Source organism: Nocardia amikacinitolerans NBRC 108937, from assembly GCF_001612615.1.
GTDB lineage: Bacteria > Actinomycetota > Actinomycetes > Mycobacteriales > Mycobacteriaceae > Nocardia > Nocardia amikacinitolerans.
The window spans coordinates 85,369-102,869 of the sequence record NZ_BDAU01000008.1; the positions used below are offsets into that span (position 1 = coordinate 85,369).

A 17,501-nucleotide genomic window follows, 5' to 3' on the forward strand; every position below is an offset into this window, starting at 1 on the left:
GAGTTCAGGTCGACCTGAAGTCAAGGGCTAGATGGCGACTCGGCGCAGCGCGTCCCTGGTCAGCTCACCGAGATCGCGGTACCCGTCGACGGCCATGATCAGGTCGGCCTCGGCGAGCAACGCGCGCAGCACGTGCACGATGCCGTCGGCGCCGCCGAGCGCGAGACCGTAGGCGTAGGGCCTGCCGACACCGACCGCCGACGCGCCCAACGCCAGCGCCTTGACGATGTGGTCGCCGCCGCGGACGCCGGAGTCGAACAGCACCGGCAAGCCGTCGGCCGCGTCGACGACTTCGGCGAGCATGTCCAGGGCGGGCAGTCCGCCGTTGGCCTGGCGGCCGCCGTGGTTGGAGCAGTAGATGCCGTCCACGCCACCGTCTTTCGCGCGGCGCGCGTCGTCGGGGTGGCAGACGCCCTTCACGATCAGCGGCAGCGTGGTGAGTTCGCGCAGCCACGGCAGGTCGGCCCAGGTGAGCGGATTGCCGAAGAGCTGGACCCAGCGCAGCACCGCGGCCTGGAGGTGTTCTTCCGGCGGGCCGGGCAGACCCGAGCGGAACACCGGATCGGTGAAATAGTTCGCCAGACAGTGCCCGCGCAGCTGGGGGAAGTTCGAGACGCCGAGATCGCGCGGGCGCCATCCGGTGATCCAGGTGTCGAGCGTGACGACGATGCCCTTGTACCCCGCCTGCTCGGCCCGCTTCACCAGACTCGCGGCGAGATCCCGGTCGGTGGGTGTGTAGAGCTGGAAAAAGCCTGGCGTGTCACCCACTTCGGCCGCCACCTGCTCCAGCGGATCCACCGACAGGGTGGAGGCCACCATCGGGACGCCGGTGCGCGCCGCCGCGCGTGCGGTCGCCAGATCGCCGTGCCCGTCCTGGGCGCACAGACCGATCACACCGATCGGGGCGAGGAAAACCGGTGCGGGCCAGCGCATTCCGAACAGTTCCACGGAGAGATCGCGCTCGGCGGCGCCGACGAACATGCGCGGCACGAGTCCCCACTGGTCGAACGCGGTCACGTTGGCGCGCTGCGTGCGTTCGTCACCGGCCCCGCCCGCCACGTACGACCACACCGAGGGCGGCAGCGCCGACCGCGCCTTCGCCTCGAGTTCGGCGAAGGACATCGGCAGCGTCGGCTGCACGCCACCGAGCCCGCGCAGGTAGATCTCGTTCTGGTAATCGGCGAAGGCCATTCGGGTTGCCCTTTCGTCTTCGGGCGCCGCACCGCGCCACCGGGAGAAAGCATGCGGGCCCGGTCACTCGCCGCTACTAGAATGCAGGAATCAGGCACGATGGGAACCGCTGATGCAGGATGACGCCGCACTCCTGAGCGAGGACGAGCTCGCCCTGATCAACGCGTTGCAACTGCGGCCGCGCGGTTCCTGGTCGGAACTGGGGCACGCGCTCGGCGTCGATCCGGTGACGGTGGCCCGTCGCTGGCAACGGCTCACCCGGCGCGGGGTGGCTTGGGTGAGTCCTTCGCCAGGTCCTCGGCTGCTCGACCAGATCACCGTCGCCTATGTCGAGATCGGCTGCACCGCCGACGCCGCGGCCGCGGTCAGCCGCAGCCTGTGCGAGCACCCGCACATGGTCACCGTGGAGCGCTGCGCGGGCACCTACAACCTGTTGGCCACCGTCGGCGCGCGCGATCTGGCCACCATGTCGCACTACACGCTGGACGTGCTGCCGGCCATCCCGCACGTCGCGGCGGTGCGGGCGCGGATCGTCACGCACATGTTCACCGAGGGCGGTCGCTGGCGCATCGACGCGCTCGCACCCGACCAACGCGCCGAACTGGACACCCCGCCGCCGCCGCCACCGTCGGCGCCGGTGCGCGCGGCGAGCATCGACGACGCCGACCGCGCGATGCTCGCCCAGCTCGCCATGGACGGCCGGGCCTCGCACCAATACTTGGCGACGGTGGTCGGCGCCAGCGCCTCGACGGTAAAGCGCAGGCTGGACCGGCTCACCCGGCTCGGCCTGCTCCAGTTCCGCTGCGATTTCGCCCGCCCGCTCGGCGGCTGGCCGGTCGCGGTGACCCTGTGGCTGGACGTGCCGCCGGATCGGCTCGCCGAGATCGGCGACGCGATCGTCCGGCTGCCGCAGACCCGCAACTGCGCCGCCATCAGCGGCGGCCACAACCTGCTCATCCAGGCCAACCTGCACAGCCTGGCCGATATCCCGCGCCTGGAAGCCGGGCTGGCCGCCGCCCATCCCGCGCTGCGCATCGCGGAGCGCACCGTCACGTTGCGCCACGACAAGCTCTTCGGGCACATCCTGGATCCGCGCGGGCGCAGCAGGCGCGTAGTGCGTCCCGACATCTGGAGCGAGCCCGCGTCCGCGGGGTGATCCAGGCGTAGCGCCTTCGTTCCGGCTGTGCGCAACTCGTGCTCCTGAGGTCGGCGGTGGTGCGGAGTGGGCGCGGTGCGGTGGTGCGGCGAATGTTTAACGGCGGGGAATCGCGGCATGCCGACCAGGGGAGGGTGCAGCGATCGCGAGAGGAGTTGCTCATGGCTGAATTGGACGGTGCGCGGGTACTGGTCGTGACCTCGAACACCGGCGTCGAGCACGACGAGCTGCTGGTACCGCGCGACGAACTACGCGAACGCGGCGCGCGCGTGACCCACGCGGCGCCGAAATCGGAAGCGGTGCAGACCTTCCGGCACGACGTGGACAAAGACGAGGTGGTCTCGCCCGACGCCGCGCTGGACGCGGTGGACACCGACGACTTCGACGTGCTCGTGGTCCCCGGCGGCACCGTGAACGTGGACAAGCTGCGCGCCGACGATCGCGCCGTCGCGCTGGCCAAGGAATTCGCCGGTGCGGGCAAGCCGGTCGCCGCGATCTGCCACGGGCCGTGGCTGCTCGTCGAGGCGGATCTGCTGCGCGGCAAGACGCTGACCTCGTATCACTCGCTGCGCACCGATGTCGACAACGCGGGTGGCGCGTGGGTCGACGAGCCCGTGGTGCGCTCGCCCGAGAACGGCTGGACGCTGATCACCTCGCGCGCGCCCGGCGATCTGAGCGATTTCGTCGGCGCGATCTCCACCGAGTTGCGGGCGTAGCGGCGGGCGGTTCGACGCGCGCGTCGCCCGTTTCGGCCCGGCGGTCTCGGGTACGCGCTCGACGTCAGCCCTCGCGGAGGGCAGCGAAGCGGGAGGAGGCTGTATGGCAGGCACACACGGCAACCGTCTGGTGGGTGCGCGAGCGCTCGCGACTTTGGCCGACCTGGGGTTCGCATCGATCGCCTCGGGGGTGATCGCCCGCAGACGCGCGGTCATGGGGGTGCTGGAACGGACGCAGGCCGATCGGCGCGCGGTGGCGCGCATGCGCCGGTTGCGCGCCGAATTCGGCGCGGGCCCAGTCGAATTGGTGCTGCCGGGCCGTCGCGTCGTGATCGTGCTCGACCCGGACGACGTCGGAAGGGTGCTCGCGGACGCGCCGCGGCCGTTCGATCCCGCCAATCGCGAGAAGCGCGCCGCGCTGCGCCAATTCCAGCCGCACGGCGTGCTGCTCTCGGAGGGGCCGGTGCGCGCGCAGCGGCGGGCGGTGAACGAGGCGGCGCTGGACACCTCCGCGCCGTTGCATCGCCTCGCCGAACCGTTCGCCGAGATCATCGCCGACGAGGCACGCGACCTCACCGCGTCGGCGCTGCGCCGCGGCCACCTGAACGCCGACCAGTTCACCGCGGACTGGTGGCGGCTGGTCCGCAGGCTGGTGCTCGGCAGGCGCGGACGCGACGACGAGGCGATCACCGACGAACTGTGGAAGCTGCGCTCGGCCGCCAACTGGTCGTTCCTCGCGCTGCCGCAGCGCGGGCGGCGGGATCGTTTCACCGAACGGCTCTACCGCTATGCGGAAGCGGCCGATCCGGACAGCCTGGTCGGCGCGCTGGCGGCGACCGCGGCGGGCGGCGCGGTGGATCCGGTCGGTCAGATTCCGCACTGGCTCTTCGCATTCGACGCGGCGGGGATCGCCACGAGCCGCGCCCTCGCGCTGCTGGCCACCCATCCGGATCAGCACGCCCGCGCGACCGCCGACGCCGCGGACCCGCACACCCCGCAGACCCGCGACTACCTGCGCGCCTGCGTCCTGGAATCGGTCCGGCTCTGGCCGACGACGCCGGTCATCCTGCGCGACATCACCGAGGACACCCAGTGGCGGACAGGCGCGGACCGGTTCACCATCGAGGGCGGCGCGGCGCTGATGATCGTGGTCCCCGCGTTCCATCGCGACACCGAGCTGCTGCCCTTCGCCGACCGGTTCGCCCCCGACCTGTGGTTGGAGGGGCTCGCGGAGCAGTACCCGCAGCTGGTGCCGTTCAGCGCGGGCCCGGCGGTGTGCCCCGGCCGCAACCTGGTGCTCTTCACCACCAGCACCCTGCTCGCCCACCTGGTGGACGCCGCCGACTACCGGCTTCGCTCCACCCCGTCGCTGTCGCCCGAAAGCCCACTTCCCTTGACCCTCAACAACTTCGGCCTCGACTTCGCGATCACACCCGCGGTGACGCGCGCTAGGTGATCGGTCCCGATCGCCGGGCGGTGCTGCCTCAGGTCCGTGGTGCGCGAATGGTTCGGAGCAATGCGCTGTGGACCACGCGCGTCGCGCCGCGTGCCCGACGACCTGTCTGAAGCGCAGGTCCGTCGTGAGAAGGGGCTCAGGTGCGCAGGTCGCTCGGAGCAACGGTGCTGCGTATGACGCGGACGTTGTGACGCGCACTGGTGAATGATCCAAAGCGGCTGCGGCGCTGTGGATCACGTCCGGGCTCGCGGGTGGCGCCGCGCGGCGGCTCAGGAAACGGGGTGCCGGCTCAGGCGTACGCGGTGCGCAGGGCGAACCAGCCGGTGGTCGGGTCCGCGAAGCCGTGGTAGACGAGCGGCGCGCGCTGGTCGAGAGCGAAGTGCCGATAGACCGCGAGCATGGCCTGCCGGATGGATTCGGCCTGGAAGTCCTCGCTGCGGCGGAAGCCGATGCGGCGTTCGGGCAGCAGCGCCAGCCGGGCCACCTCGGCGCGGTCGCCGAGATCGAGTCCGAAGGGATCGATGATCAGGTGGTCGTGCAGGATCGCGTGCAGCCGGTCGGGGTCGGGCAGGTGCGTCTTGCACGGGCGCAGCTCGGCGTGGATCGATGGTTCGGAGCGGCCGGGCACGGTCGGCGTCTCGAGCGAGTCGACCAGCGCGACATCGGGCCGCGGCGGCACGTCGGGATCGTCGACGGTCGCCTGTTCCAGCAGATGCACGATGTTCCCGCCGGGCATCAGGGGTTCCGCGACGAGGAAGACGGTGACCGAGGGGCAGCGGCAACCCTGGCCGGTGAGACAGACCTTCGCGGGAAGCGGATAGGACATGTGTCCTCCTCCGGAAGCGGACGAGCGATCGGCGAGGGGCAACTGCATTGCGAGCCCACATTGCATGGTAATCCGCGACGAAGGCCGGTGACAGGGGTTCGCGGCGGGCCCGTTCAACGGCTGTGCGGCGGTCACCTCGTGTGTGATCGTTGGACGGTGAGCGCCCTCGCGGAGCACGGATGAACGCGGCGATACGGCCCGACCTCGGCCTCGCGGCGTTGTGCGTCGCGCTGGCGATCGGGGCGGCCGCGGTGTATCGGGTGGCGCGGCTGGGTTCACCGTTCGTGGCGCCCCGCGCGGCTCTTCGCGGCGCCGTGCAATTGGCGGTTGTCGCGCTCGTGTTGGCGGCGGCGCTGGCCAACCTGTGGTCGGCGATCCTGGTGCTCGCCGTCATGTTCGTCGCCGCGGTGGTGACCTCGGCGCGGCGCTCGGGTGCTGGGAAGTCCGCGCCGTGGCTGGCGCTGGCGCTTGGCGCGGGCGTCGGAGCGACGCTGCCGCCCATGTTGCTCAGCGGTGTGGTCCCGATGACGGGCGTGGCGGTGGTGCCGGTCGGCGGGATCGTTCTCGGCGGCGCCATGACCGCGACGTCGCTGGCGGCGCGGCGCGCCCTCGACGCGGTCGACCAGCGGCGCGGCGAGGTCGAAGCAGCGCTGAGCCTGGGCTTCACCGAGCGGGACGCGCGGCTGGAGGTGATCCGCCCGACCGCTGTCGACGCGCTGCTGCCCGGCGTCGACCAGACCCGCACGGTCGGATTGGTCACGCTGCCCGGCGCGTTCGTCGGTGTGCTGATCGCCAGCGGCTCGGCCATCCAGGCGGGCGCGGTCCAGATCCTGGTGCTCTCGGGTCTGTTGCTCGCCCAGACCTGCGCAGTCGCGGTCACCATCGAACTCGTCGCCCGCAATCGCGTCTTACGACAGTCGGGCGCGCACGTCGCCGGGGCGGGGAGCGGCCGGTGAAATCGGCCACCTAAATTGTAACTTCGAGTAACAGTTACTTACACTCGGTGCTGCTGGGAACGATCCGGCGATCGACTCGAATCCATCCGTGCACTGAGGAAAAGCGTGATCTTCACCGAGCTGGCGCGTGCGCTCGACAACGGCTGGGCGCTCACCTTCGGCGGTGGCGTCGAACCCGCCAATCCGACCCCCTCTACGGTGCTCTACGACGAGCCGCACCGGCAGCTGCGCCGCTACGAGGGCGCGCACGGCTCCGGCAACCCGGTCCTGCTTGTGCCGCCGCTCGCGGTGCACAGCTCCTGCTTCGATCTGCGCCAAGGGCAGAGCCTGGCCCAGTTCCTGCTCGACACCGGGCGCGCGCCCTACGTCGTCGACTACGGCCGGATCACGTTCGCAGACCGGAATCTGGGCTTCGAGGAGTGGATCGACGACATCGTCCCGACCGCCATCGCCCGGGTCAGTGCCGAGCACGGCGGGGCCGAGGTCGATGTCATCGCCTGGTCGCTCGGCGGCACCCTAGCGCTGCTCACCGCCGCCGAACACGCGGACCTGCCGATCGCCTCGGTCACCGCGCTCGGCACCCCGATCGATTACCGGCGCCACCCGATGCTCGCGCCATCCCGGCTGCTCGCCCGCGTGACCGGTGGCCGCGAAGTCGCCTGGTCCACCGCGTTGTTCGGCGGCATTCCGGCGTTCGCCGTGCAGCTCGGGTTCCGCGGTATGGCGCTGCCGCGGGAGCTCATGCGCCCGTGGTTCATCGCCCGCAATCTGGGTCGCAGCGAGGCGCTGGCGCGGATGGAGGCGATCGACCGGTTCATCGGACGGATGCCCGGCTATCCCGGCCGCCTGTACCGGCAGAACCACCGGCTGATGATCCTCGGCAACCACATGGCGAAGGGCAGTATCCCGCTCGGCCCGGACCGGGTGATCGAGATGGCCAAGGTGAGCTGCCGGGTGCTGCTCGTCGGCAGTCCCTCGGACAACATCGCGCCCGCCGCCACGGTCGCGCCGGGCGTGCGGGTGCTCACCGGCGCGGCCGAGGCCCGCTATGTCGAAGTGCCGCGCGCCAGCCACCTCGGGCTCGTCGCCGGGCCGGAGGCGGCCAGCTGGGCGGTCATCGACGAATTCTTGGGCAGTGCCGTGCTCGCGAACCGCTGAGGTCTTCCCGGTCCACGGGCGAACAAGCGACGGGCCTCAGAGCCCGACCAGTCGCGCGCTCACCTCGTCCAATCGCTCGGCGAGCGCGTCGTCTTGGGCGCGGCGCGACGGGGTCTTGAGCGCGTTGTTCTGGAAATAGCGTCCGCTGTGCTCGGCGGGTTCCGGCGCCGTGGCGAGATAGGCGAGCCTGCGGCCGCCCTCGGCGGCCGGAATCATGAAGAGCCGCTTGGCGATCGCCGCGAACGGCCTGCCCCACCACGGCATCGCGTCCCAGATCCCGGTCGCCACCGCACCGGGGTGGAAGGCGTTGACGGTCACCCCGGTGCCCTCCAGCCGCCGCGCCAGCGCGCGCACGTAGAGGATGTTGGCCAGCTTGGACTGGCTGTAGGCCTTCTCGCCGGAGTAGCCGCGCGACATGTTCAGGTCGTCGAAATCGAGGTTGGCGCCGTAGTGCATGACCGACGAGGTGAACAGGATGCGCGAGGGCGCGCTGCGCCGCAGCAGGTCGAGCAGCAGCTCGGTGAGCAGGTAGCCGCCGAGATGGTTGACCGCGAAGGTGGCCTCGACCTCGTCGTCGGTCACGACGCGCTGCGGATAGAAGCCGCCCGCGTTGTTGGCGAGCACGTCGAGGCGGTCGTAGTTCGCGAGCACCTTTCCGGCCAGCTCGCGCACCGCGGACCGGCTCGCGAAATCGCACACCAGCGTGTCCACCTGTCCCGCGCCCGCTTCGCGGACCAGTCGTGCGGCACGGTCGAGCTTCTCGGGATTGCGTCCGACGAGTATCAGGTGATCGCCTGCTTCGCCCAGTTGCCGCGCGGCTTCCAGACCGATACCCGACGTCGCCCCCGTGATCAGGATCGTCTTCATGAAACCCACACTGCCACAGCGTCATGCGTCGCGGGGCTCACCGCGCGGGTTCGGCCTCCGCCTCGTCGTCCGGTTCCGGCGGCTGCGTCGCCTCGTCGATCTGCTCGCCCACGTAACGCAGCACGACCGCGACCATGGCGGCGACCGGCACCGCGAGGAACGCGCCGACGATGCCGTACAGCGAGCCGCCCGCCGTCACGGCGAGCAGCACCACCACCGCGTGCAGCTGCATGCTTCGGCTCTGCAACACCGGTTGCAGCACATTGCCTTCCAGCTGCTGCACGGCCAGGATGATGCCGAGCACGATCAACGCGGTCGTCACGCCGTTGGCGACCAACGCGACCAGCACCGCGAGCGCGCCTGCGACGAACGCTCCGACGATCGGGATGAAGCCGCCGAGGAAGGTCAGCACGGCGAGAACCGCGGCGAGCGGGACGCCGAGAATCACCAGGCCCGCGCCGATCAACACCGCGTCGATCAGGCTGACCAGTGCCTGGGTGCGGATGAAACCGCCGAGGGTGACCCAGATCCGGCTCAGCACCTCCTCGAAGTGCCTGCCGCCGCGGGACCCGGTCACGTTGTGCAGCCAGGGCATGAAGCGCGGCCCGTCCTTGACGAAGAAGAACGCGAGCACCAGCACAAGGAACAGGGTGACCAGCGCCGAGGTGGCGGTGGTGACGCCGCTGAAGACGCCGGTCGCGATCTGCTCGGCGCTGGACTGCAACCGGGAGACGATGGCGTCCACCGCGGAATCGAGCTGCTCGTCGCGGACGTTCAGCGGCGGGCCCTGCAACCAGTGCCGGACCCGGTTGACGCCCTCGGTCGCCTTGTCGGCCAACTCCGGCGCCTGATCCACCACCGAGGGCACGATCAGCGCGATCACTCCCGCGAGCAGACCGAGGAAGCCGAGTATCGACAGCGACGCGGCGAGCGCGGGCCGCAGACCGTGTTTCGTCAACCACCGGGTCGGCGGCCACAGCACGGTGGCGACCACGACGGCAAGCGCCACCGGCAGTACAACCACCCACAGGCGGGCGACGAGGAAGCCGAGCACCCAGGCGCCCGCGGCGATCGCGACTACGCACAGCGACCATTTGGCCAGCCAGAGCAGTCCGATGCCGATCACATCTCCGCGCTCGGGCGGCTCGAGTGCCTTCTTCGGCTCGGTCACGACATGCCCTCCACTCGCTGACGCCTCACCGGGCCAGTCTCGCACGATGCCGCCCGCGCGGCCGATCACCGGCCGTCGCGGTGGCCGCGGCCCGGATTGCCCTGCGGATCTCCGGGTAGTGCCACGAAGTAGGAGCAGGCCGAACGCGAACCGAGGAGGCCCGATCATGGCAGCACCGACCGCGCTGGCGCTGGTGTGCACGTTGAAGAAGTCACCGGGGGAATCCAGCAGCGAGCTCATCGCCAGGCAGGTGCTGGCGCGGCTGGCCGAGCACGACGTGAAGGGCGAGGTGCTTCGGCTCGTCGACTACGACATCCATCCCGGCATCACCGACGACGAAGGCGCGGGTGATCAGTGGCCGCGGGTACGCGAACAGATCATGGCCGCCGACATTCTGCTCGTCGCCACCCCGACCTGGCTCGGGCACATGTCCTCGGTGGCGCAGCGGATGCTGGAGCGGCTCGACGCCGAGCTGTCCAACACCGACGAGCAGGGGCGGCCCGCGATGGTCGGGAAGGTCGGGCTTGCCGCGGTCGTCGGCAACGAGGACGGCGCGCACAAGATCGTGGCCGATATGTTCCAGGCGCTCAACGACATCGGCTTCACCATCCCGGCGCAGGGCTGCACCTACTGGAACGGCCGCGCGATGGAGACCGTCGACTACGCGGATCTCGACGAAGTGCCCGAGCCGGTCGCGAGCGCCACCGCCGCCATGGCGCGCAATGCCGCGCACCTCGCTCGGCTGCTCGCCGACCAGCGCTATCCCGCTTACAAGTAGTGGATTTCTCTCGGCGCGAGCCGGTTTCTCCGGCATATCCCGGGTATCCGATCGATGAGGAGGTGTGTGTGACATGCCGAAGGAATGGACCGACAAACAGGAACGGCAGTACGAACACATCAAGGACTCGGCGCAGGACCGCGGCGCGAGCACCAAGCGCGCCAAGGAGATCGCGGCCCGCACCGTCAACAAGAACCGCGCGCAGTCCGGCCAGAGCAAGACCGCGAGCCGGTCCTCGGTCAAGGACAAGTCGCCGCAGCAGCGCGGCGGGCAGCGTTCGGGACGCAGCGGCCCGAAGGGGCCGACCAGGGACCAGCTGTACAACGAGGCCAAGAAGCGCAATATCAAGGGCCGCTCCAAGATGACCAAGAAGCAGCTGGAGAGCGCACTCGGCCGTTAGTCCGGCGCGCCGAGCAGCGCCGCGGCGGCCTGCTCGGCGAGATCGGCGGCGTGGTCCGGAATCTCTTGTCCGGCGCGTAGATACCGCAGGACCAGGGCGTAGGGCAGGTCGACCACGGCGAGCAGCACGCGGTCGGTGGCTCGGGCGCCCTCGTCGCCGGTGCGCGCGATCAACTCGGTCAGCGCGTTCTGTATCGCGGCATTGGCCCGCGCGGTGTCCGCGCGCGCCGCTTCGCTCCAGTCTCGTTCGCCCAGTTCCCGCGCCCCCGCGAGCAACACGGCCGCCTCGCGGGGGCTTCGCCGTGCCCAGTCGAGGGTCGCGCGTGCGCCGCGGCGGATCGCCTCCTCGGGCGGATCGATGGTCAACACGGCGAGCAGTTCGTCGCGGAACCGGCCCAGCGTGCGGGTCCACAGCGCGGCGAGCAGCGCGGGCCGATCCGGAAACCGGTGGTAGACCGACCCGCTCGGCGCGCCGACCGCCTTGGCCACCGCCGACATGGTGACCGCGGCGGGCCCGCCCGCGGCGAGGAGTTCGGCCGCGGCGTCCAGCAGCCGATCGGCGTCGTGCTTCGGGGGTCTTCCCATGTATTGGAGGATATGCTCTAATTCCATTTTAGAGATAACTCTCTAAAATGGAGGTGGACCGGATGGTGCTGGACACCGGGATCGAACCGCCCGCGTGGGCCCGATGGGCGGCGTGGGGAACCGTCGCGGCCGTCGCGCCCTCGGCGGTGTGGCGGGTGCTCGTCGGGATCGGTGTCGATCTCGGGTGGAGCGACGAGCAATTGGCTTTCCAACACATTCCCGGCGGCGGGACGGTGTACGTCATCGGGTTGAGCGTGGCGTCGTTGTCTTGTGCCGCAATGACTTTCGCGTTGGTGTCGCCATGGGACGAGCGGTTCCCGCGCTGGTTCGGGTCCCTCGCGGGCCGTCGGGTGCCGCCCGCGCTGCCCGCGGTCACGGCGACGGCGGGCGCGGTGGCGGTGCTGCTCTTCGTCGCGATGAGCGCGCGGAACTGGGACCGGGTCAGCGGTTTCGCGGACCGGCCCGACTCCGGCTGGGCCCGGTTGATGGCCGCCTGCTACGCACCCGCCACGCTGTGGCCGGTCCTGCTGTTGGCCGTCACCGCCGACTACTGGCGGCGCCACCGACGCCTCCCCGCGCACGGCTGATGAAGGAGCGAAAAACTATGGCCGTCATAAATATTCACGTGCGGCGCCTGCCCGCACCCGCCGCGGAGGTCGGGGCGTTGCTCGACTCGCTGGCGAGTGAGGACGATCGCCTGTGGCCCGCCCCTGCCTGGCCGCCGATGCGCTTCGACCGCCCGCTCGGGGTCGGCGCGGTCGGCGGGCACGGCCCGGTCCGCTACACCGTGGAGCACTACGAACCCGGGCGGTGGGTGCGCTTCCGGTTCACCGGTCCCCGCGGCTTCGACGGCTTCCACGAATTCACCGTTCGACCGGCCGACGGCGGCGCCGATCTGATCCACCTGCTCGCCATGCACGCTCGCGGGCCCGCCCGCCTCACCTGGCCGCTGGCTTTCCGCTGGATGCACGACGCCTGCCTGGAGGACAGCTTCGACCGTGCCGAACGCGCTCTCACCGGCTCGGTTCGTCACCCTGCCCGGTGGACCCTCCTCGTTCGCGTCCTCCGCTGGATCGCCGAACGGGCGGAAGGATCCGAAGCGGCTGAGCCCGAGTCCGTCTCGGTCATCAAGGCAGCCACCGCCGATTAGCGGTCGCGCCGACCCCGCCCGTCTCGAGTCCAATCCGGCGGCTCCGCTGCACAGATCTCCGCGAACCGCGTCGTCGTCGGAGGCGCAGCCCCCCGTATCCGGGGATGCAGCCCAGACAGAGCTCGGGCGCGGCAGTCGGGGCCTCCGGAGCACGCTCGTGCCACGAGATCGTGCCGAATAAGCAACAGCTACAACGGTCTACATTCGCGCGGGCGCCTGTGCCCCGCCGGCTGCCGCAGCGAGCGCGTCGAGGGCTTCCGAGCATCCGGTGTCGAGTGTGTGCGTGGCGTATTCGTCGCCGCGGGTCCGGCCGCGGTTGACGATCACCACCGGACAGCCGTTCTTCGCGGCGCGACGGACGAAGCGCAGACCGGACATGACGGTGAGGGAGGAGCCCGCGACCAGCAGCGCGTCGGCCTCGTCGACGAGGTCGAAGGCGGCGGCGACGCGCTCCTTCGGCACGTTCTCGCCGAAGTAGACGATGTCGGGCTTGAGCATCCCGCCGCAGCGGGCGCAGTCGACCATGCGGAAGCTCTCGGTGTCGGCGACCACGGCGTCGGCGTCCGGCGCGACCTCGATGCCGGTGGCGCTGGCGGCCTCGGCGAAGCCGGGATTGGCCGCTTCCAGCCGGTCGGCCAGCGTCATCCGGGAGATCAGCGCGGAACATCCGAGGCAGCGCACGCGAGCGTAGGTGCCGTGCAGGTCGATCACCCTGCGGTGACCCGCCTTCGTGTGCAGCATGTCGACGTTCTGGGTGATCAGGCCGGTGACGACGCCGAGCCGTTCCAGCTGGGCGAGCGCCCGGTGTCCCGCGTTGGGCCGGGCGGCGTCCATTCGGCGCCAGCCGATGTGATTGCGCGCCCAATAGCGTTGGCGGAAGGCGGCGTCGCCGACGAACTGCTGGTAGGTCATGGGATTGCGGGGCGGCGAATCAGGACCGCGATAGTCCGGTATACCGCTGTCGGTGGAGAGGCCCGCGCCCGTCAGCACCGCGACCCGGCGATCGGCAAACACCTCGGCCAACCGCTCCAGCTCCGCGTCGGTCGACGTGCTGCGCGACATGGTCGCATCGTAGGTGACGTCGGAGGTCAGGCGTGCACGGTGATGCTCAACCGGGGGCGCTCGGTCTCGTCCGGCGCGGCGACCCGCTCCCACACCGCCTCGACCAGCGGCGCGAGCAGCAGCTCCCCGAGCTGCCTGATCAGCATCGAGACGACCTGCGTCGACTCGCGGCGGTCGGTGGAGGCGACACCGGCCTCACGCAGTCCGATCACTTCGCGGCGGGTCAGCTCGACCAGCGCCTCGAGCAGTTCGGCCCGCGTCCCGGACGGTTCGAGCACCGCGCGCCGGATGTAGTTCACCACCGCCGGATTGGCCGCCAGCATCCGCCGCACCGCCTCGTCCCGCGCGGCGGCGACCTGCGCGGTGTCGCCCTCCACCGGCACGGCCGCGACGGTGTGCGCGAAATAGTCGACGATCAGCTGATCGACCGCCGCCTCCAAGCCCGCCTTCGTCTTGAAGTGGTGCTGGACGAGGCCGAGCGTGACGCCCGCCTCGGCCGCCACCGCGCGCAGCGACACCCGCTCCGCGCCGTACTGGGCGTACAGGTCCATGGCCGCGTTCCTGATCCGCGCCTTCGCGGTCAAATCCTCGTTGGTCGCCCGCGGATCAACCATGTGCCCTCGCCTCGTCGTGCCTGCTTCGGTGGCGGCGATTCTACGGTCGAGGGTGATCTGCGAATCAGTCGCGCACGAGCAGCACGATGGCCGCCGTGATCAGGCCGAGGGCGATCGCGGCGAACCCGTAGGCCACGCGGTAGGGGCGCAGGAACGGCAGTGCGCTGTCGACGGCGAAGCGGCCGGGGCCGGTCAGCGCGATCGCGGCGGCCGAGCAGGCGATCAGCACTTCGTATTCGATGCCGCCCTTTTCGCCGAAGAACCCGCCACCCCATTTGACGGCGATCGCGTTGATCATGACGCCGAGGATGGCCGCGGCGCCCAGCGGAGTGAACAGGCCGATGGCCACCGCCAAGCCGCCGAATGCCTCGGACGCGCCCGCGAGAATCGCGGCCGCCTTGCCCGCCGGATAGCCCTGCGAGGTGAAGAACTCGGCGGTGCGGTCCAGGCCGTTGCCGCCGAACCAGCCGAAGAGCTTCTGCGCGCCGTGCGCGGCCATCGTCAGGCCGAGCGCGAGGCGCAGGACGAGCAGGCCCAGATCGATGCCGAGCGTGCTCGCGGTTGTGGTCGGTGCTGTCGTGGTCGTCATGGCGAGGTCCTCTCTCGTCCACAAGCTGCCTGACCTAACGCAACGGTACGCCCGTGGCACTGCCCGATGTGCCGAATCCGGCCCAGAACGCGCTGGTGGGCGGGTCATGCGACCCGCCCACCGAGCGATGCGTCAGCGATCAGTCGCCGCGCTGGTACGCCTGCTGGCGCGCCTCGTCGACCTTGGCTTCCGCCCGTGCCTTCTCCGCGGCGGCTTCCTTTTGTGCGGCCTCACGCTGGGATTCGGCCTTGTCCTGCTGGACGCGGCCTTCCTTCTCCAGGCCCTGGTTGCCGGTGACGATGCCCGCGGCCTCCTTGACCTTGCCCTTGACATCCTCGACGACGCCCTTGACACCTTCGCGGGGACCACTTTCGTGCTTCGACACGATGTCTACCTCCGAAATATCGGTTGTCGGCTGACACATGCCGCATACCCGGTGTCGAGGACCTCAATCGCCGTCCAGCTCGTCGCGCTTCCACGCGCCCGTGAGCAGCAACGGAAGCGCCGCCTGGATCATCCGAGGCGCTCGATGACGGTCGCGTTTGCCAACCCGCCCGCCTCGCACATGGTCATCAGGCCGTAGCGTCCCTGCGTCTGCTCGAGGTGGTTGACCAGGGTGGCCAGAATGCGGGTGCCGGACGCGCCGAGGGGGTGGCCGAGGGCGATCGCGCCGCCGCGCGGGTTCAGCTTGGCGGCATCGGCGCCGAGTTCGTGCTGCCAGACCAGCGGCACCGGCGCGAACGCCTCGTTCACCTCGTAGGCGTCGATGTCGTCGATGCCGAGCCCGGCCCGCTCCAGCACCTTGCGGGTGGCCGGGACGACGGCGGTGAGCATCAGCAGCGGATCGTCGCCGAGCACGGCGAAGGAGTGGAACCGGGCGCGCGGGCGCAGACCCAGCTTGGCCGCGGTCTCCTCGCTCATGATCAACGCGGCCGAGGCGCCGTCGGTCAGCGGCGACGAGTTGCCCGGGGTGATCGACCATTCGATCTCGGGGAAGCGCGCCTTGTACTGCTCGTCGACGAAGGCGGGACGCAGTCCGGCAAGGCCATCGGCGGTGGTGGTGGCGCGGATGGTCTCGTCGGCGGTCAGCGTGCCCGCCGCGACCAGCTCGTTGTCGAATCCGCCCGCGGCGGCGGTCTCGGCGGCAAGCCGGTGCGAACGCGCCGCGAACTCGTCGAGCGCGGCGCGGTCGAACTTCCACCGGGCGGCGATCACCTCGGCGGAAATGCCCTGCTGGACAAGGCCTTCCGGGTAGCGGTGGGCGATCGGGCCGCGGTTGGCGTCCTTGCCCTGCGCGTTGGAGAACATCGGCGCCCTGCTCATCGACTCCACGCCGCAGGCGATGGCGATGTCGTAGGCGCCCGCGATGACGCCCTGCGCGGCGAAGTGCGCGGCCTGCTGCGAGGAGCCGCACTGGCGGTCCACGGTGGTGGCGGGCACCGACTCGGGGAAGCCCGCGGCGAGCACGGCGGTCCGCGAGATGTTGAACGCCTGCTCACCGGCCTGGGTGACGCATCCGCCCACCACGTCGTCGACCAGCGCCGGATCCAGATCGTTGCGCGAGACGAGCTCGGCGAGCACACCCGCGAGCAGCGTCGCGGGATGCACGTCCGACAGACCTCCGCCCGGCTTGCCCTTGCCCGAGGGGGTGCGGACGACGTCCACGATGACGGCGGACCTCATAGCTGTCTCCGATCAACTAAGTTAACTCGCATTCTCGACTAAGTTAACACGGATTCACCTCCGGCCGTAATGGTGACCCAGGTATTGGGGGCAGCGAAGCCGCCCGGCGCGGCCGAGTAGCCGCGCGGATCTACGAGACCGGCACGTAGCATCGTGCTACACAGGTTCGGTGGCCGGCGGGGATGTTGGGCCGCATCGACATGACGAGGTGTTCGTGGACAGCTGGCCGGTCACCGTCGCGTTGCCGATGGTCTTGGCGCTCATCATGTTCGGGCTCGGGCTCGCGCTGACGGCGGACGATTTCACCAGGGTGGTGCGGTATCCGCGCGCGGTGGTCGTCGCGTTGACCTGCCAGCTCGTCGTCCTGCCCGCGATAGCGTTCGGGCTGGTGATCGCGGTGGGACTCGGCCCGGCCCTTGCGGTGGGGGTGATGCTGCTGATGGCCTCGCCGGGCGGCGCGACGGCGAACCTGCTCAGCCACCTGTTCCGCGGCGACGTCGCGCTGAATGTGACTCTCACGGCGGTGAACTCGGTGCTCTCGGTGCTCACGCTGCCGTTGGTGACCAACTTCGCGCTCGGCTATTTCGCGCCGCCCGGCGCCGACGGCATCGGCCTGCAATTCGGCAAGGTGGCCCAGGTCTTCGCGTTGGTGCTGATTCCGGTCGCGGCGGGCATGGTGGCCAGGCGGCTGCGGCCCGGTTTCGCCGACCGCATGGACCGGCCGGTGCGGATCGTGTCGGTGGCGTTCCTGGCGGTGGTGACGCTCGCGGCGCTGGTGGCCGAACGCGGGAACGTGCTCGGCTATCTGGCGGCGGTCGGCCTCGTGGTCGCGCTGCTGTGCGTGACCAGTCTTGGCGTCGGCTACTTCGTGCCGAAGGCGTTCGGCGTCACGCGCAGCCAGGCCATCGCGTGCTCGATGGAGGTCGGTATCCACAACAGCGCGCTGGCGATGACCATCGCCATCAGCGTGCTCGGCGACATCAGGATGGCGGTGCCCGCGGGCGTCTACGGCATCGTCATGCTGCCCATCGCCTACGTCGCAGGCTCGGCGATCAGCCGCAGAATCCGGCGCGAAGAGACCGTCGAGCCCGCCGTGATCCCGGGTACCTGAGTTCCCGGCTCAGTCGGTGGAACGGGAGACCTC

The 17,501-nt window shown here is 70.3% G+C and carries 20 protein-coding genes; 10 read left to right on the plus strand and 10 right to left on the minus strand.

Annotation, left to right across the window (positions count from 1 at the left end):
• Positions 1–27 precede the first annotated feature (27 nt).
• Positions 28–1,191, minus strand: coding sequence for an alpha-hydroxy-acid oxidizing protein (locus NAM01S_RS07435; RefSeq protein ID WP_067781410.1), 1,164 nt, complete (start codon positions 1,189–1,191; stop codon positions 28–30).
• A gap of 112 nt (positions 1,192–1,303) precedes the next feature.
• Here NAM01S_RS07435 and NAM01S_RS07440 point away from each other — a divergent pair, with 112 nt between their 5' ends.
• The 3 genes from NAM01S_RS07440 to NAM01S_RS07450 all read left to right on the plus strand — a co-directional run bounded on the left by NAM01S_RS07440 (position 1,304) and on the right by NAM01S_RS07450 (position 4,519).
• Positions 1,304–2,347 (plus strand): Lrp/AsnC family transcriptional regulator, encoded by a 1,044-nt coding sequence (locus NAM01S_RS07440; protein WP_067781412.1) that lies wholly within the window; start codon positions 1,304–1,306, stop codon positions 2,345–2,347.
• A gap of 161 nt (positions 2,348–2,508) precedes the next feature.
• Positions 2,509–3,063 (plus strand): type 1 glutamine amidotransferase domain-containing protein, encoded by a 555-nt coding sequence (locus NAM01S_RS07445; RefSeq protein WP_067781416.1) that lies wholly within the window; start codon positions 2,509–2,511, stop codon positions 3,061–3,063.
• A gap of 103 nt (positions 3,064–3,166) precedes the next feature.
• Complete coding sequence (locus NAM01S_RS07450; protein ID WP_067781420.1) at positions 3,167–4,519, plus strand: cytochrome P450; 1,353 nt, start codon at positions 3,167–3,169, stop codon at positions 4,517–4,519.
• 289 nt (positions 4,520–4,808) lie between these two features.
• Here NAM01S_RS07450 and NAM01S_RS07455 read toward each other — a convergent pair whose 3' ends face one another.
• The gene (locus NAM01S_RS07455) at positions 4,809–5,345 is read right to left on the minus strand and encodes a hypothetical protein (protein ID WP_067781423.1); all 537 of its coding nucleotides are present in this window, start codon (positions 5,343–5,345) and stop codon (positions 4,809–4,811) included.
• 179 nt (positions 5,346–5,524) lie between these two features.
• Here NAM01S_RS07455 and NAM01S_RS07460 point away from each other — a divergent pair, with 179 nt between their 5' ends.
• Positions 5,525–6,301, plus strand: coding sequence for an ABC transporter permease (locus NAM01S_RS07460; protein WP_067781425.1), 777 nt, complete (start codon positions 5,525–5,527; stop codon positions 6,299–6,301).
• 105 nt (positions 6,302–6,406) lie between these two features.
• Positions 6,407–7,459 carry an alpha/beta fold hydrolase gene (locus NAM01S_RS07465; protein WP_253798573.1) on the plus strand — a complete coding sequence of 351 codons (1,053 nt, stop codon included), beginning with the start codon at positions 6,407–6,409 and terminating at the stop codon, positions 7,457–7,459.
• A 36-nt stretch (positions 7,460–7,495) separates the two neighbouring features.
• Here the strand turns inward: NAM01S_RS07465 and NAM01S_RS07470 are convergent, their stop codons facing one another.
• A complete protein-coding gene (locus NAM01S_RS07470; protein ID WP_067781729.1) occupies positions 7,496–8,326 on the minus strand; it encodes an SDR family oxidoreductase in 831 nt (276 codons plus the stop codon).
• A gap of 37 nt (positions 8,327–8,363) precedes the next feature.
• Positions 8,364–9,497 carry an AI-2E family transporter gene (locus NAM01S_RS07475; RefSeq protein WP_067781431.1) on the minus strand — a complete coding sequence of 378 codons (1,134 nt, stop codon included), beginning with the start codon at positions 9,495–9,497 and terminating at the stop codon, positions 8,364–8,366.
• Positions 9,498–9,663: 166 nt separating this feature from the next.
• Here NAM01S_RS07475 and NAM01S_RS07480 point away from each other — a divergent pair, with 166 nt between their 5' ends.
• Together NAM01S_RS07480 and NAM01S_RS07485 are read left to right on the plus strand one after the other, a co-directional pair.
• On the plus strand, positions 9,664–10,275 hold the full coding sequence (locus NAM01S_RS07480) for a flavodoxin family protein (RefSeq protein WP_067781434.1): 612 nt from the start codon (positions 9,664–9,666) through the stop codon (positions 10,273–10,275).
• Between the two features lie 73 nt (positions 10,276–10,348).
• A complete protein-coding gene (locus NAM01S_RS07485; RefSeq protein ID WP_067781437.1) occupies positions 10,349–10,675 on the plus strand; it encodes a plasmid stabilization protein in 327 nt (108 codons plus the stop codon).
• On the opposite strand, the gene NAM01S_RS07490 is transcribed toward NAM01S_RS07485, so the two are convergent.
• Positions 10,672–11,259: a TetR/AcrR family transcriptional regulator gene (locus NAM01S_RS07490; protein ID WP_067781439.1), complete on the minus strand. Its 588-nt coding sequence runs from the start codon at positions 11,257–11,259 to the stop codon at positions 10,672–10,674. The two genes, NAM01S_RS07485 and NAM01S_RS07490, sit on opposite strands and share 4 nt — an antisense overlap.
• A 62-nt stretch (positions 11,260–11,321) precedes the next feature.
• Here NAM01S_RS07490 and NAM01S_RS07495 point away from each other — a divergent pair, with 62 nt between their 5' ends.
• Positions 11,322–11,846 carry a hypothetical protein gene (locus NAM01S_RS07495; RefSeq protein ID WP_067781733.1) on the plus strand — a complete coding sequence of 175 codons (525 nt, stop codon included), beginning with the start codon at positions 11,322–11,324 and terminating at the stop codon, positions 11,844–11,846.
• Positions 11,847–11,863: 17 nt separating this feature from the next.
• Complete coding sequence (locus NAM01S_RS07500; protein ID WP_084482609.1) at positions 11,864–12,409, plus strand: hypothetical protein; 546 nt, start codon at positions 11,864–11,866, stop codon at positions 12,407–12,409.
• Between the two features lie 198 nt (positions 12,410–12,607).
• Here the strand turns inward: NAM01S_RS07500 and NAM01S_RS07505 are convergent, their stop codons facing one another.
• The 5 genes from NAM01S_RS07505 to NAM01S_RS07525 form a co-directional block, all read right to left on the minus strand.
• A complete protein-coding gene (locus tag NAM01S_RS07505; protein WP_067781445.1) occupies positions 12,608–13,471 on the minus strand; it encodes an NAD-dependent protein deacetylase in 864 nt (287 codons plus the stop codon).
• Positions 13,472–13,497: 26 nt separating this feature from the next.
• On the minus strand, positions 13,498–14,085 hold the full coding sequence (locus tag NAM01S_RS07510; protein ID WP_067781448.1) for a TetR/AcrR family transcriptional regulator: 588 nt from the start codon (positions 14,083–14,085) through the stop codon (positions 13,498–13,500).
• Positions 14,086–14,149: 64 nt separating this feature from the next.
• Entirely contained in the window at positions 14,150–14,674 is a 525-nt protein-coding gene (locus NAM01S_RS07515) for a DoxX family protein (protein ID WP_067781452.1), read from the minus strand.
• Between the two features lie 139 nt (positions 14,675–14,813).
• Positions 14,814–15,059 carry a microaggregate-binding protein 1 gene (gene mbp1 / locus NAM01S_RS07520; protein ID WP_067781455.1) on the minus strand — a complete coding sequence of 82 codons (246 nt, stop codon included), beginning with the start codon at positions 15,057–15,059 and terminating at the stop codon, positions 14,814–14,816.
• A 128-nt stretch (positions 15,060–15,187) separates the two neighbouring features.
• Positions 15,188–16,357 carry a thiolase family protein gene (locus tag NAM01S_RS07525; protein WP_067781457.1) on the minus strand — a complete coding sequence of 390 codons (1,170 nt, stop codon included), beginning with the start codon at positions 16,355–16,357 and terminating at the stop codon, positions 15,188–15,190.
• 214 nt (positions 16,358–16,571) lie between these two features.
• Here NAM01S_RS07525 and NAM01S_RS07530 point away from each other — a divergent pair, with 214 nt between their 5' ends.
• A complete protein-coding gene (locus NAM01S_RS07530) occupies positions 16,572–17,468 on the plus strand; it encodes a bile acid:sodium symporter family protein (RefSeq protein ID WP_067781736.1) in 897 nt (298 codons plus the stop codon).
• Positions 17,469–17,501: the final 33 nt, after the last annotated feature.